General features: G+C 43.6%; 6 protein-coding genes. 1 reads left to right on the top strand and 5 read right to left on the bottom strand.

The features are described 5' to 3' along the window. From FBD94_RS13280 to FBD94_RS13260, 5 genes are all read right to left on the bottom strand, one after another. The coding region (locus tag FBD94_RS13280; protein ID WP_136880503.1) for a beta strand repeat-containing protein at window positions 1–5,074 on the bottom strand (5,074 nt) is incomplete at its 3' end. An 85-nt stretch (window positions 5,075–5,159) separates the two neighbouring features. Further along, complete coding sequence (locus tag FBD94_RS13275; RefSeq protein WP_169472299.1) at window positions 5,160–5,633, bottom strand: gliding motility-associated C-terminal domain-containing protein; 474 nt, start codon at window positions 5,631–5,633, stop codon at window positions 5,160–5,162. Between the two features lie 383 nt (window positions 5,634–6,016). Beyond that, window positions 6,017–6,904 carry a PorP/SprF family type IX secretion system membrane protein gene (locus tag FBD94_RS13270; protein ID WP_136880502.1) on the bottom strand — a complete coding sequence of 296 codons (888 nt, stop codon included), beginning with the start codon at window positions 6,902–6,904 and terminating at the stop codon, window positions 6,017–6,019. Between the two features lie 62 nt (window positions 6,905–6,966). Next, complete coding sequence (locus FBD94_RS13265; RefSeq protein ID WP_136880501.1) at window positions 6,967–14,499, bottom strand: MBG domain-containing protein; 7,533 nt, start codon at window positions 14,497–14,499, stop codon at window positions 6,967–6,969. A gap of 139 nt (window positions 14,500–14,638) precedes the next feature. Further along, window positions 14,639–15,715 (bottom strand): helix-turn-helix domain-containing protein, encoded by a 1,077-nt coding sequence (locus FBD94_RS13260; RefSeq protein ID WP_205945880.1) that lies wholly within the window; start codon window positions 15,713–15,715, stop codon window positions 14,639–14,641. Window positions 15,716–15,955: 240 nt separating this feature from the next. Between FBD94_RS13260 and FBD94_RS13255 the strand changes: the two genes are divergently transcribed. After that, the gene (locus FBD94_RS13255) at window positions 15,956–16,564 is read left to right on the top strand and encodes an alpha-ketoglutarate-dependent dioxygenase AlkB family protein (protein ID WP_131610749.1); all 609 of its coding nucleotides are present in this window, start codon (window positions 15,956–15,958) and stop codon (window positions 16,562–16,564) included. Window positions 16,565–16,575 lie beyond the last annotated feature (11 nt).

The following is a 16,575-nucleotide window of genomic DNA, read 5'->3' as shown; positions in this document are numbered from 1 at the left end:
CAGCCGTAACCGCCGTTTGATCAGCTTTTGAAGCCAACCCAGCGGTAACATCTACCGTATTTGCTTTTGATGCTAGTCCGTTGGTAAGATCAGTTGTATTAGCTTTCAATGCGATCGCATCAGTAGCAGTATTAAGTGCCGACTGGTCTGCCTTTAATGCAAGTCCAGCCGTAACCGCTGTTTGATCAGCTTTAGATGCCAACCCAGCAGTAAGATCTGCCGTATTTGCTTTTGATGCTAGTCCGTTGGTAAGATCCGTTGTGTTTGCTTTCAACGCGATCGCATCAGTGGCAGCAGTAAGTGCACTTTGATCAGCTTTCAATGCAATAGCATTCGTAGCAGCAGTAAGTGCCGACTGGTCCGCCTTCAATGCCAAGCCTGCTGTTACCGCTGTTTGATCAGCTTTAGTTGCCAACCCAGCAGTAAGATCTGCTGTATTAGCTTTTAAGGCAAGTCCGTTGGTAAGATCCGCTGTACTAGCCTTCAATGCGATTGCATCAGTGGCAGCAGTAAGTGCCGTCTGGTCCGCTTTAGATGCCAACCCAGTAGTAAGATCTGCTGTATTAGCTTTCAATGCCAAGCCTGCTGTTACCGCTGTTTGATCAGCTTTAGTTGCCAACCCAGCAGTAAGATCTGCTGTATTAGCTTTTAAGGCAAGTCCGTTGGTAAGATCCGCTGTACTAGCCTTCAATGCGATTGCATCAGTGGCAGCAGTAAGTGCCGTCTGGTCCGCTTTAGATGCCAACCCAGTAGTAAGATCTGCTGTATTAGCTTTCAATGCAATAGCATCCGTAGCAGTATTAAGTGCCGACTGATCTGCCTTCAATGCCAAGCCTGCTGTTACCGCTGTTTGATCAGCTTTTGATGCCAACCCAGCAGTAAGATCTGCCGTATTTGCTTTTGATGCTAGTCCGTTGGTAAGATCCGTTGTGCTAGCCTTCAATGCGATCGCATCTGTTGCAGTATTAAGTGCCGACTGGTCCGCCTTCAATGCCAAGCCTGCTGTTACCGCTGTTTGATCAGCTTTTGAAGCCAACCCAGTAGTAAGATCTGCTGTATTAGCTTTTAAGGCAAGTCCGTTTGTAAGATCCGCTGTACTAGCTTTTAGTGCGATTGCATCAGTGGCAGCATTAAGTGCACTTTGATCAGCTTTCAATGCAATAGCATTCGTAGCAGCAGTAAGTGCCGTCTGGTCCGCCTTCAATGCCAATCCAGTAGTAAGATCTGTTGTGTTTGCTTTCAATGCGATGGCATCAGTAGCACTACTAAGTGCAGACTGGTCTGCCTTTAATGCAAGTCCAGCCGTAACCGCCGTTTGATCAGCTTTAGATGCCAATCCAGCGGTAACATCTGCCGTATTTGCTTTTGATGCTAGTCCGTTGGTAAGATCCGTTGTGTTTGCTTTTAATGCTAACCCAGCAGTAAGATCAGTAGTATTTGCTTTCAATGCAATAGCATCCGTAGCAGTATTAAGTGCAGACTGGTCTGCCTTTAATGCAAGTCCAGCCGTAACCGCCGTTTGATCAGCTTTTGATGCCAATCCAGCGATAACATCTGCCGTATTTGCTTTTGATGCTAGTCCGTTGGTAAGATCCGTTGTGTTTGCTTTCAATGCGATTGCACCAGTGGCAGCATTAAGTGCACTTTGATCAGCTTTCAATGCAATAGCATTCGTAGCGGCAGTAAGTGCCGTCTGGTCCGCCTTCAATGCCAAGCCTGCTGTTACCGCTGTTTGATCAGCTTTAGATGCCAACCCAGCAGTAAGATCTGCTGTATTAGCTTTTAAGGCAAGTCCGTTGGTAAGATCCGCTGTACTAGCCTTCAATGCGATTGCATCAGTGGCAGCAGTAAGTGCCGTCTGGTCCGCTTTAGATGCCAACCCAGTAGTAAGATCTGCTGTATTAGCTTTCAATGCAATAGCATCCGTAGCAGTATTAAGTGCAGACTGGTCTGCCTTCAATGCCAAGCCTGCTGTTACCGCTGTTTGATCAGCTTTTGATGCCAACCCAGCAGTAAGATCTGCCGTATTTGCTTTTGATGCTAGTCCGTTGGTAAGATCCGTTGTGCTAGCCTTCAATGCAATAGCATCCGTAGCAGTATTAAGTGCAGACTGGTCTGCCTTTAATGCAAGTCCAGCCGTAACCGCCGTTTGATCAGCTTTTGATGCCAATCCAGCGATAACATCTGCCGTATTTGCTTTTGATGCTAGTCCGTTGGTAAGATCCGTTGTGTTTGCTTTCAATGCGATTGCACCAGTGGCAGCATTAAGTGCACTTTGATCAGCTTTCAATGCAATAGCATTCGTAGCGGCAGTAAGTGCCGACTGGTCCGCCTTCAATGCCAAGCCTGCTGTTACCGCTGTTTGATCAGCTTTAGATGCCAATCCAACGGTAACATCTGCTGTATTAGCTTTTAAGGCAAGTCCGTTGGTAAGATCCGCTGTACTAGCCTTCAATGCGATTGCATCAGTGGCAGCAGTAAGTGCACTTTGATCAGCTTTCAATGCAATAGCATTCGTAGCAGCAGTAAGTGCCGACTGATCCGCCTTCAATGCCAAGCCAGTAGTAAGATCTGCTGTATTAGCTTTCAATGCGATGGCATCAGTAGCATTACTAAGTGCAGACTGGTCTGCCTTTAATGCAAGTCCAGCCGTAACCGCCGTTTGATCAGCTTTTGACGCCAATCCAGCGGTAACATCTGCCGTATTTGCTTTTGATGCTAGTCCGCTAGTAAGATCCGTAGTATTAGCTTTCAATGCAATAGCATCAGTGGCAGTATTAAGTGCAGACTGGTCTGCCTTTAATGCAAGTCCAGCCGTAACCGCTGTTTGATCAGCTTTAGATGCCAACCCAGCAGTAAGATCTGCTGTATTAGCTTTTAAGGCAAGTCCGTTTGTAAGATCCGCTGTACTAGCTTTTAGTGCGATTGCATCAGTGGCAGCATTAAGTGCACTTTGATCAGCTTTCAATGCAATAGCATTTGTAGCGGCAGTAAGTGCCGTCTGGTCCGCTTTAGATGCCAACCCAGCAGTAAGATCCGTAGTATTTGCTTTTAATGCGATCGCATCTGTTGCAGTATTAAGTGCCGACTGGTCTGCCTTTAATGCAAGTCCAGCCGTAACCGCCGTTTGATCAGCTTTTGAAGCCAACCCAGCGGTAACATCTGCCGTATTTGCTTTTGATGCTAGTCCGTTGGTAAGATCCGTTGTGTTTGCTTTCAATGCGATCGCATCAGTGGCAGCAGTAAGTGCCGACTGGTCCGCCTTCAATGCAAGTCCAGCTGTAACCGCTGTTTGATCAGCTTTAGATGCCAACCCAGCAGTAAGATCTGCTGTGTTAGCTTTTAATGCAAGTCCGTTTGTAAGATCCGCTGTACTAGCTTTTAGTGCGATTGCATCAGTGGCAGCATTAAGTGCACTTTGATCAGCTTTCAATGCAATAGCATTCGTAGCAACAGTAAGTGCCGACTGGTCCGCCTTCAATGCTAACCCAGCAGTAAGATCCGTAGTATTAGCTTTTAGTGCGATCGCATCAGTGGCAGCAGTAAGTGCACTTTGATCAGCTTTCAATGCAATAGCATTCGTAGCAGCCGTAAGTGCCGTCTGGTCCGCTTTAGATGCCAATCCAGTAGTAAGATCCGTAGTATTTGCTTTCAATGCGATGGCATCAGTAGCACTACTAAGTGCAGACTGATCTGCCTTTAATGCAAGTCCAGCCGTAACCGCCGTTTGATCAGCTTTAGATGCCAACCCAGCAGTAAGATCTGCTGTATTAGCTTTTAAGGCAAATCCGTTGGTAAGATCCGTAGTATTTGCTTTCAATGCAATAGCATCTGTTGCAGTATTAAGTGCAGTTTGATCTGCCTTCAATGCAAGTCCAGCTATTACCGTTGTTTGATCAGCTTTAGATGCCAATCCAGTAGTAAGGTCTGTTGTGTTTGCTTTGGCATCCAACGCAGTTTTCGTCGCAGTACTGAGCGGCTTAGCCAAATCGCTCGTATTATCAACATTCCCTAATCCAACTTTTGATGGACTAATTCCTGTAGCAATCTTTGCATCCGTCACATTCCCATCCAATAATTTCGCAGTTGTTACCGCATCATTTGCAATTTTTGAGGTAGAAATAGCAGCATCACTAATGATGGGTGCTCCTGCCGTACTACCAGTCCCCGACAAATCTCCCGCCAACTGTATTTTTCCTTTCACACTATTCGTAGCATCAGGAATTGTAGCCGCGTTAACAACAACAGCATCAACATATGTTTTTACAGCCTTTGTTGTCGGATATTTTATGTCGGAAGCACCATCAACAGTTACATCAAGTGATTTATTAGCTAAAGCTTCTTTTAAATTAAGTGCAGCTTGGTTAAGTGTACTAATTGGTTTATCGAGGTCTCTGGTATTATCAACATTATTTAAACCACTTATCCCAGAAACCCCTGGCATACCCTGTGGACCAATTGGCCCTGTTGCTCCGGTAGCTCCAGCCGGTCCAGCAACTCCTTGAATTCCTTGAATTCCTTGTGCTCCGGCTGGCCCAATAGGCCCTTGTGGACCTGTTGAAGATGTAGATTCGTTACTCGGTGTCCAGGCACTACCATTCCATTTTAAGATCTGTCCCATTAAAGGAGCAGTTATACTAATAGCAGATCCCTGTAATTTATTTACCGTAGGGTTAGGATAATTCCCGCTCAAATCTCCCCCAGCGGCACCTACAGGAGATGCAGAACTTGCATAAATCGCATAAGGAACAGACTGAAGTTGAGACGTTCCCATATCTATAAAACTCCCCCCTCCAGCTGGATCTATTTCCACTTGAAGAAACTTATTACCCGTGCTCCAATTAATTGACGCTATTGTTCCACTTTGCGAAAGTGCTCCACGACTGCCAATTACAGCCGTAAACAATCCGAATTTGTTAGTGGTAAGCTGCCGGCTTTCCGTATAAACACTGTTTCCACTTGCACCGCCGTCTCTAATGGTTAACCTTAACCGGATGGACTGCTCTGCAACAGGATTACCATCTGCCTTCCTTGCAACCCCTTGATAATTAATTTGGGGAAGTTGTTGTGCCATAGCACTGCTGCAACAAATCAGAATAAATGCAAGAACAATTAAAGAAAATCGAGTTTGCGAAAGTTTAGACATATAGTGGTGAGTTCTAATTTAGAATAGTAATGAAGCCTTTGACAATTTCAGACTTGGCATTCCTTTTAAGTTTGATGACATAGTAATATGTACCTTCGGTAAGTAATCTACCCGAAAGATACGCTGTCCAGTCGTTTTGATAATTTTTGGTTTGAAACACAGTCCTACCCGAGCGGTCAAATACTGTTACTTCGTTTTCAGGGAATTTTTCAAGATCCTTAATTACCCAGACATCGTTAACTCCATCACCATTTGGTGTTAGAATATTGATAGGAAAAATTAAGGGACCTGCAGCAATAACCAGGTTACTAACAATAGGTTGCAGTACCCCATTTGTAATGCTTACTTGCCTATTAATCATAGTTTCAACGAGCGCAAGTTCTCCTACACTCCACTCGTAAGTGAAATCTTTTTGGGTATAAGTATTCCCCGAGGAGTTTACAACAGCCGCACCTACACTTTGTGCATAACCGCTACCAGCCGCCATCAAAGTGAATAAAAAATACAGCCAATACCTCATGCAGTAACAGTAGTTTCTGGCATCACAGTTTGGTTAATTACGATAAAAATGATTCTTCCTTTGTATCCCGACAAATTTGATAGAATTCGAGACAAAGGTATCAAAGTGTTTGATTAGATTATTAAATCGTAATATAAATATCTCTAACTATTCAATAGTTGTATTAATTTAAGATATAACCACCTAATTACTAATGGAATTACCTACAAAAACCTTCATAAGGATAGCCTACCATATGTTACAAAGCTTCAATCTCCTTTACATAAAAACTGGTGCATCTTGCACTTAAAAACAAAAGCCGCTGTAAATTTTTAATTTACAGCGGCTTTTTAAAACAACTAATTAATCTACTATTTAGTTAAATTCACCCTAAGGTTCAACTCAAAACTACCATTGGTATAGCTGCTCAATGCCGAAGTCTGGGTGGTATAAGTACCACTAACCAGGTATTTCTTTTTATAATCCATACCTAAACCGAAAGTCGCATTTTTAGTGCTATGGTACATGCCCAGCAACATTACCTGCTTGTTGGCAATGCTCAGTTGTGCACCCGCATCGAATATATTGTCAAAGCCTTTTACACCACGATAAGCAACTTTTGGCTCTAAATCTACACCCTCAGCACCTTTGCTCAGGTTAAACTGGTAACTTGCTGCGGTGTAAAAAGTAGCCACATCAGCCGTTTCAATATCATCCTTTTTCAATACGCGTTTAAGGTTGGGTATTGCAGCCTGGACATTTAGCTTGTTCGAAGTATAGGCAACACCAAAATCACCATCCAGGTAAGTTTTGCGGTCGTTGTATTGACCTACACTCGGATCGGCAGGATTACCATAAATATCGGCATTCTCCAATCGCTGACTCATAAAGCCCAACGACACCCCGAAGTGTAACTGTTGTCCGTTGTCGTTTAATGGCAAGTGGTAAGCATAACTACCTACTATGCGGGTTTCTCTTTGCAAACCTGCGCTTTCATTGTTTACAGTTAAACCCAAACCTACTTTGTTAAAACCGTAATCGGCAGTTAAGTTTTGGGTTAAAGGTGAGCCTGGAACATTGCTCCATAATTTGCGGTAAGCACCGTTTAGTTTTAAACCTTGTCCAGCACCAGCAAAAGCTGGATTGATTAAGTATTGGTTGGTAAAGTACTGCGCTGACAGCGGGTTTAACTGTGCTTTTACCAAACTGCTGATTGTAGCGAAGGTAAGGATCAGTACTGTTTTGTATATTATTTTCATTTATCTCTTTTTAATTGCTAATCTTCACCCTGAGCTGAACTCAAGATGAAGATCGGGTTATATTAATTCGATTTAGTAATCGTTATAAATCCTTTTACTTTAGGCCTTGCAGCTCCGAAATCGATGATGTAAAAATAGGTTCCTTCAGCTAGTGGCAAGCCATTCAGTGTACCGTCCCAACTGTTGTCATATCCTTTTTTACTAAAAATCAAACGACCACTTCTATCAAAAATCTTCACCTCGTTGTTAGGGTAAACATCAATATTGTCAATCAACCACTTGTCATTATAACCGTCACCGTTTGGCGACATGATGTTAGTGGCTTTAACTTTAGCCATATCATCCAATACCGTAATGGTAAAAGTTTGTGTCTCGGCACATCCGCTCGCGTTGGTTACGGTTACAGTATAAGTCGTGGTCGCAAGTGGTCTCACCTTGATGGTTGCCAAATTTAATCCACTTTGGATACTGCCATTGGCTGCCCAGGCATAGCTGACACCACCAGTAGCACTTAGCGTTACAATCTCTCCTTTGCTGATCTGCGTTCCTTTATCACTGTTGATAGCCACAATTGGTAGCGCATTCACAGTTATCACAAAAGTTCGGCTAAAGATATCTACACCACCATTGTCAATACCACCGTTATCTTTGACAGTTACTGTAACAGTAGCTGTTCCCGAACCACCAGGTTTAATGCTATAGTTAATGATAGCGGTCGCACCAGAACCAGATACTGTTAAATTCTGTAATAAAGCACTATTATTTCCCGCCACACTGATGCTCGTACTTTGTCCCGTTTCAGGACCAGCGCTAATACCCATTAAATTGATATTCTGTGCAGTTGTAGTATAACAGATGCTCTGATTAGCAATAGCAGCCAATGTCGGCAATTCATTTACATCACTTAAAGCAATCGTAAAAGTTTTGTCCAGACTGAAACCATACTGTGTAGTGCTTCTCAGCCTCACACTATAAGTTGTTTTATTTTCATAATCCAGAGTAGCAGCAGTTAACAGCCGATTGCCACTAATACTGAATAAAGCATTATCAGTATCACCAGTACCCGAAACCAAGCTATAGGCAAATGTTGCATTAGGATCATCAGAAGTACTGCTCAATGTACCGGCTGCAGTACCTGAAGCTCTGTTTTCGTATAATGTAGTTCCCGCAAATAACACATTTGTAGGTGCCCCTGGTTTTACGGTCAGTGTACCATTCACATAACTGATCTGGTAATTCGCAGCTACTGCTCCTGAAGGAACAATAGTATAAGTTCCGATCGGGCTATTCGTTGTTGCGGTTGTACTTAATGTAGCCGGAGTAGTCAATATAGCCCCCGTTTCTCCGTTTACTAAGCCAGTGTATTTCACCGTAAATGTTGGATTGGCAGTTCCAGTGAACTTTTCCTTATCCTCGGCAATAATACTCAAGGCCGCCTTCCCAATAGTTAGGTTTGCAGTAGTGTAGTTTAATACATAATTACTGTTCAGTGCCAGCGTATTCTTATTAATGGCATAGGTTCCAACATTTTCACCTGCAGCCCTATTCAGACTTCCGCTAAAGGTATCTGTGCCAATCAGCACCGGACTAAAGGTATAAGTCAATGCCGGATCAGCAGCACCATAGCTTTTGCTAGCAGCCGTAGCAGTTACAGTAATATTTTTTGTCCCGATACTCAGGTTGGCAGGAACATAGGTGATCAGGTAATTTGATCCTGCGGTTAAAGTTCCCCGGTTGATAACGTAGCTACCGATATTTTCGCCGGTAGTTCTGGCTAAGTTTCCTGTTAAAACATCCGTACCGATAAGCGCCGGACTGAAAGTATAAGTCAGCGCCGGATCTCCATCACCGTATGTTTTATTTTTGGCGACAGCAGTAATGGTCAGCGCTTTTGTAGTAATGCTGAGGTTCCCTGGTACATAAGTAATCAGATAGTTGTTATTTAAAGTAAGAGAGCCCTGGTTAATGATATAGTTTCCGATATTTTCACCAGTTGTTCTATCTAAGTTTCCAGTAAATACATCTGTTCCAATCAGCGCTGGGCTGAATGTATATGTTAACGAAGGATCCGCTACACCATACGTTTTGGTTTTGACCACTGCGGTTACGTTGATTGTCTTCTTCGTGATGCTGAAATCAGCACTAGCATAGTTCAGGCTGTAATTACTGCTTAATGCAAGTGTCCCCTGACTGATCGCATAGTTTCCGATATTTTCTCCAGAAGCTCTGCCGAGTGCTCCTGTAAAAACATCCGTTCCGATCAATGCCGGACTGAAAGTATAAGCAAATACAGGATCTATTGTGCCGTATTCCTTATTACCGGCAGTGGCGGTTACGTTCACTGTTTTCTTAGTGATGCTTAAATCAGCAGTTGTATAGTTCAGGGAGTAATTGTTACTTAAAGCAAGCGTTCCCTGTCCAATGGCATAGTTCCCAATGTTTTCACCTGCAGCTCTGTCTAGATTTCCTGTAAAGGTATCTGTTCCATTGAGCGCCGGGCTAAACGTATAGGTAAATGCCGGATCAGCAGCACCATACACTTTGGTTTTAGCGGTTGCAGTCACAGTAATGGTTTTGGAAGTGATGGCCAGGTTAGCCGGAACATAAGTAATCTGGTAGTTTGAATTTAAAGCTACCGTCCCCTGGTTGATCGCATAGTTACCAATATCTTCTCCAGCAGTACGATCCAGTGTTCCGGTAAATGCATCTGTTCCGATCAGTACCGGGCTGAATGTATAGGTAAATGCCGGATCAACAGCAGTAAATACTTTGGTTTTGGCTACAGCGGTTACGGTTACTGGTTTAGCGGTAATATTCAGGTCGGCTGAAGTAAAGGCAAGTATATAATTCCCGTTTAAGGCTAGTGTCCCCTGTCCGATGGCATAGTTCCCGATGTTTTCACCAGGAGCCCTGTTTAAACCTCCGCTAAAAGTGTCTATTCCGATCAGTGCCGGACTGAACGTATAAGTCAATGCCGGATCGCCTGCTCCATATATTTTGGTTTTAACCGCCGCAGTTACATTCACTGTTTTCTTCGTGATGCTGAAATCAGCAGTAGTATAATTCAGCGTGTAGTTGTTGTTTAGCGCAAGGGTTCCCTGATTAATGGCATAGTTGCCAATGTTTTCACCAGATGCACGGCCCAATGTTCCAGTAAAGGCATCTGTTCCGATCAGTGCAGGACTGAAAGTATAAGCCAGTGCAGGATCTGTTGTACCGTATTCTTTGTTACCGGCAGAAGCAGTTACCGCAATTGCTTTTTTAGTGATGCTTAAATCAGCAACAATATAATTCAGGCTGTAATTATTGCTTAGCGCAAGCGTTCCCTGTCCAATGGCATAGTTGCCAATGTTTTCACCCGCTGCGCGATCCAGGCTACCAGTAAAAATATCTGTTCCGTTCAGCGCTGGACTAAAGGTATAAGTAAATGCAGGATCAGCCTCACCAAAAGCTTTAGTTTTGGCGGTTGCAGTTACGGTAATGGCTTTGGAAGTAATGCTCAGGTTAGCCGGAACATAAGTAATCTGGTAATTCGGACCGGCCGTTACTGTTCCCTGGCCAATGGCATAAATACCCACATCTTCACCAGCAGTACGGTCCAGGTTTCCGGTAAAAGTATCCGTTCCGATCAGCACCGGGCTGAACGTATAAGTCAGTGCCGGATCAGCAGCTGTAAAGATCTTGGTTTTGGCGGCAGCGGTTACAGTTACCGGTTTGGCGGTAATGTTCAGGTCGGCCGAAGTAAAGGAAAGGGTATAATTCGTGTTTAACGCTAATGTTCCCTGTCCGATGGCATAATTGCCGATGTTCTCACCAGCTGTACGGTCCAGGCTACCGGTAAAGGTATCTGTGCCGATCAGCGCTGGGCTGAACGTATAAGTGAATGCGGGATCTACTACGCCATACACTTTGGTTTTAACAACTGCCGCAACTGCAATATCCTTTTTGTTCACCACTAGGTCCTGAGTTACAGGAGTGGCTGCAAGGAAGGCAGAGTTTCCTGGTTGTGAAGCGGTGATGGTCGTTGTACCAGCTGTCAGGATGGTTACTGTGCTTCCTGATACGGTGGCTACAGCAGTATTACTCGAAGTATAGGTTACCGCCAATGCTGAACTGCTGGTTGCAGTCAGTGTAATTGGGCCTGCACCATAAACCGAAGCAGCGAGCGGATTAAAGGTAATGGTTTGAGTTCCTTTAGGAACGGACACAATATTACCTGATTTAGCGCCTTCATTTCCGGTTATATCCACAGCAGAAATGCGGTAGAAATAACCGATGCCATTGGTCAGTCCGGTATGGGTATACGTTAAAGTTCCTGCCGGAATCGTCTGAATAGCTGTGGCCGGGTTAATGCTTGTTCCTCCATAAAGAATGTATTTGTCCAGATCCGGAGCCGGACTTGCATTCCAGGCGATAGTGTTCTGTGTATTTCCAGCAGTAGCTGTCAGGCCCGTAGGCGCAGCAGGAGCAGTTCTGTCAACAGTGACACTGCTGCTGTTGGTGCTTGCCGTTACCGGGGGTCCTGCATTTCCAGGTAAATCTGAAAACGCAATGTTAAAGGCAAGGACTCCTTCAGGAGTGAGTCCTGATACCGTTTGGGTTGCCGTCCAGCTGTTTCCTCCGCTATTGGTCGGGGTTACCGCAATTCCACCCATGGTTACCGTTGGGGTGGCAATGACTTCTGAGGCCGTAAAATTCAGGGTGATGATATCTCCTGCTTTTGCTAAGCTTGTGGTCAGGTTGTTTGAAGCAATGGTTACTGTGCTGAGGGTAGCGATCGTTTTGTCGTAGGTGACGCTGCTGCTATTGGTGGTTGCAGTGATGTCTGTTCCGGCATTTCCGGTCAGGTCTGTGAAGGCAATGTTGAAAGCAGCAGTTCCTTCTGTTTCCGATCCTGCCAGCGTATATGTCGAAGTAAAGCTGTTTCCGCCTGCAGAAGCAGTTACAGCCGCATTTCCTACGATGGTTACTACAGGAAGTGCAACTGCTTCTGAAGCCGTAAAGCTTAATGTGATGACATTCCCTATTTTTGCAGTTTGATTCGAAGCATTATTGGAGACAATGGCTACCGTAGTTAATGTTGGTGCCGTCTTGTCGTAAGTCACACTGCTGGCATTGGTGGTTGCAGTTACTGCAGTTCCAACATTTCCGGCAACATCTGCAAAAGCGATGTTAAAAGGGATGACACCATTGGCGTCTGCCGATTGTGTGGTATAAGTTGCTGTCCAGTCGTTTGCAGCGGTATTGGTCACTGTAGCGGTATTTCCAAGAATGCTCACCACTGGGGTACCGATGGTTTCAGAGGCTGTGAAGCTCAGGGTAACCACATCTCCTGTCTTTGCTTTTGTGGTATTTGCATTATTGGAGGCAATGGTTACTGCTGTTAGGGTTGGAATGGCTTTGTCGATGGTATACACCTCTCCGGCAGTATATCCTGCCTGAACCTCGTTACCAATCGTGTTGATGATTCCTGTTCCTGAACTTTTAAGGTCCAGTCTTAAGGTTCCCGATCCTGTTCCTGTATTTACCGTAACTGTCCTTGTATTATTACTTCCTGAGACGAATGTGACCGCAGGAGCGGTGATTCCGGTAGAAGTAATGCTGAAATCAGAGGTATTGACACCAGTCACATTTTCAGAAAAAGTTACTAAAAACTGTGCTGCAGTGCCATTGATCGTGGCATTGCCAGTTCTGGTAATGCTTAGTATGGTTGGCGCGGTAGTATTGATGACGATATTTTTGTTGGCACCTAAAGAACCTGCAGCTCCGGGGCCGGCAAGGGTTAAGGGGGCATCGTTTCCTGCAGCATCTTTAATGGTTCCACCTGCAAGGGAAAGTGCAGTGGTGCTGGCCTGATCCAGGTCAGCGATACTTTGGTTAAGGGCTACAGTATAGTTAAATACCAAAGCTGTACTTCCCGAGCCACTGGCATAACTGGCTGTTCCTCCTGAATTGAGGCTTAGCGTTGGTGTTCCTGTTACGGTTACCGCTTCAGAAAAGTCGACCGTTACGGGAATGAGGTCCCCAATTTTATACGTCCCGTTTGCAAGGCTGGAGTTTACCGAGCTGACTACCGGAACAGTGTTGTCGATAACAATGTTTTTGTTGGCAGCCAAAGAGTTTGCAGCTCCGGGGGCAGCCAGAGTTAAGGTAGCATCGTTTCCTGCTGCGTCTTTCAGTGTCCCGCCATTTAAGCTCAGTGCGGCAGTGCTGGTATAATCCAGATCGGCGCTGGCATCTGTTGGTTGTACGGTATAGTTAAAGGTGAGGGTCGATGTTCCTGAGCCACTGCTGTAGTTCACAGTAGTACCTGAATTTAACGCAAGCTGAGGGGTTCCGGTTACAGTAATGGTTTCAGAAAAATTCAGGTTAATGACGATGGCATCTCCTGCTTTATAAGCACCATTGGCGGTGCTTGAATTGGCAGAAGTCACAGTGGGAACAATCCCGTCTACGACAATCGCTTTGTTGTTGCCCAGGGAGTTTGCTGCTCCGGGAGCGGCAAGGGTAAGTGTCGCATCAGTATTTCCCACATCTTTGATAGTTCCTCCATTGAGGCTTAGCGCGGTAGTAGCCGAATAGTCAAGGTCAGCAGAACTTTGTCCGCTGGCGATGGTATAGTTAAAGGTAAGTGTATTGGTTCCGGTTCCACCGCTATAATTAACCGTAGCCCCTGTATTTAAGCTCAGTGTTGGTGTTCCGGTTACGTTTACGACGGTTGAAAAAGTAACATTAATGGCGATAACATCTCCGATTTTATAAGTTCCATTAGCCGTAGAAGAAGTTACTCCGCTAACGTTTGTTCCAAGTTGAAAAATAGGATTTGTGCCTGGAAAGGCTGCTCCGCCAGGATCAAGAGATTTCTTATTTGCGAGCAATTCTGTCCTTGTCCAGTTCGATTTTGTATTAATTGCAATCAGGATGGATGCTTTTGTTCCTGATAACGTTCCTGAATAGTTATTAAAATCTCCGTGATAACCTGTTGGCGGAGTTCCTGCAATGGTCAATGTAGCATAAAAATTTCCTGCTGCAAGTGTAGATGGCAGGTAAGAAACGGCCGCACTAACGATCCCGGCTGCCTGCCATCCGGTTATCGGATCAGGGGCATTGATGCCTGGGAGTGCAGTAGACCAGTTTGCAAATCCGTAGATAAAGTTAGGACTGGCATCGCTACCGGTATAAAGAAACCAATTGTCTCCTCCACCTGCAACGACGGTTCCCGTGATCCAGCCGGTAGCTGTCGCGGTCCCATAGGATTCGAGTCCTGTCGCGGTTGGAACGGCTCCACCTGTGATGGCAATGTTAAATATTGTTCCTGCAGGAATACTGCTGGTAGTGGTCCAGGTAATCAGTCCGTCGGAGCCATTCGCGACCAACGCGGATTGGTCCCAGCCCTGGTCGGTAATCTTAAGTACTGTACCCGAGGGAATCACTTTTAAGGCTACAATAGCCATATTCACTGTTGCTGCGTTCCCATTAAAGCCAACAATAGCAAAATCTCCGGTAGTCAATTGAGCTGCGCTTTTTTTTGCGGAAAAACAAAAAACACAAAATAATAGAATGGCTGAAATAGTACTTAGGGATGAACTTTTCATTTGAAGAGAGATTATTTTAAGATGATCAATATCCAAACATACCTGATTTATTACACTAATAGTTAAATCAAATCTGTAGATTCATCCAACGATTCAATCGTTGTAATAACAAAAAACACTTAAATCGTTCAGAATATACTTAGGATGCCTTTTTTCCTGAAAAGAAAGCTTTCGGCATTAGACCTGTCTCTTTCTTAAAAGCATTATAAAAAGTCGCAAGACTTTTAAAACCAGACTCATAAGCCACAGATTCGATAGTCATTTTATCAGACTTAAGCGGGTATTGATCTATAAAAAAAGTAATTCGGTATCCGTTAATCCAATCGCGAAAATTTTTATCCAAAAAACTATTGATAACGAATGAACAATGGTGTACGGGAATATTAAGCTCATTAGCTAGCTCAACAATTTGAAAATTAGGTTGAAGATATGGCTTTTTGTTTTCCATAAAAGACTTCATCAAATCAGAATAAATAGCTAACTGATCAGGCAAAAGGTTGACTTTCTTCACCGACACTGTTGCCTTCGGAAGTTCTTTAACTTCCTCCGGTTTTTTTTCCATATCTACTGCCACAAACAAATAGCCATAAAACAATTTCGGCTGATGCATGATAAATACAACGATCACCAAAAGCACTACGCAATTAAGTATAATGAAAGAAGTATTAAATATCGGCTCTTCTACATCCCAAATCATCAACGGTAAGAAACTGACCAATTGAAAAAAGGTAGCGGCTCTAATAAAAAAGAATATCCATTTTTTACCATTTGCATCAATATGGTCATCAATCACTTTTGATTTGAGTACAGCAAACCAGGTTGCAGTCAAATACACCAGCAACAAGAAAGGTCTGCCCAGGTAATAAAACCAGGAAGGGAATAACCCACTCCTTTCTGTTATAAAAAGTTGTTTATTATCTCTAATCTGATCCCCGATAACATCCCATTTTATTTCAGGAGAAAAGGGCAATGGCAACAAATGAATAATGGCGAGAAAAGCGGGAATAAAATGCAGCCATTCAAACTTACGGAGCTGAGTACGACCGTTGATAAAATGGGTTACATACAAATAAAAGCAAGCAGGAGCAGCATAATAAAATGGGGCTGAAAGCTGATAAAAAAATGAAAAAACATCCTTATCCTGCGAATTTACAAGCAGGGAAACCAAAACCTGACCAAATCTGGCAATAAAGATAATGGACAGTAAACGATTCAATAGTTTCACACCTCGTTTTGCGAAAAACAAGTGCAAAGAAAGTAAGAGCAAGAAAAAACAACTAATACTTGAAAAAAAGATCAAAGCCCTATATTTGATGGTGCAAGATATGTGTTTTTCTTTAAAATGAATATTATCATTTTACACAAGCAAGCAAGAATCGGGTTTTAACACCAAATAATTTTAATGATTTTCGCACTCAGGATTAAGCGCTGCGTCTAATCTTTAAATTAAAACAAAATGGATTTATTTAGTAACGAAACAGTTGAGAACAAAAATCTATTGCCTTATGATGGTACAGTAAAATATTATGGCAAATTAATGTCTTCACAAACTGCTAATCATTACTTGGATATATTGTTGAATACTATCGAATGGAGAAATGATGAAGCCGTCATTTTTGGCAAACATATACTCACCAAACGAAAGGTAGCTTGGTATGGCGAAAAAGAATTCGAATACACTTATTCAAATGTCACAAAGAAAGCATTGCCCTGGACCCCAGAATTACTTGAATTAAAAACATTAGCAGAAAAAATACTGGGAGAAACATTCAACTCTTGCCTCCTTAATCTTTACCATACTGGAGAAGAAGGTATGGCCTGGCATAGCGATGGAGAGAAGGATTTGAAAAAGAATGGAGCTATCGGCTCGATGAGCTTTGGAGCAGAAAGGAAATTTGCCTTTAAGCACAAGCAAAGTAAGCAAACCGTTTCTTTAATTCTGGAAAACGGAAGCTTACTAGTTATGAAGGATGATACGCAAACCAATTGGTTGCATAGGTTGCCCCCAACCAAACAAACGCATAGGCCCAGGGTTAACTTAACCTTTCGGACGATTGTATCCTGAGCCTTTCTCTT

Source organism: Pedobacter hiemivivus, assembly GCF_005144565.1.
In the GTDB taxonomy this organism is placed as follows: domain Bacteria; phylum Bacteroidota; class Bacteroidia; order Sphingobacteriales; family Sphingobacteriaceae; genus Pedobacter; species Pedobacter hiemivivus.
The sequence above is the reverse complement of the archived record's forward strand: the minus strand, read 5'-3'. Positions and strand labels throughout refer to the sequence as shown.

Bases quoted from the DNA above. Each gene is read 5' to 3' on its own strand.
- FBD94_RS13275 (WP_169472299.1), bottom strand. From the start codon at position 5,633: ATGGCGGCTGGTAGCGGTTATGCACAAAGTGTAGGTGCGGCTGTTGTA.
- FBD94_RS13270 (WP_136880502.1), bottom strand. From the start codon at position 6,904: ATGAAAATAATATACAAAACAGTACTGATCCTTACCTTCGCTACAATC.
- FBD94_RS13265 (WP_136880501.1), bottom strand. From the start codon at position 14,499: ATGAAAAGTTCATCCCTAAGTACTATTTCAGCCATTCTATTATTTTGT.
- FBD94_RS13255 (WP_131610749.1), top strand. From the start codon at position 15,956: ATGGATTTATTTAGTAACGAAACAGTTGAGAACAAAAATCTATTGCCT.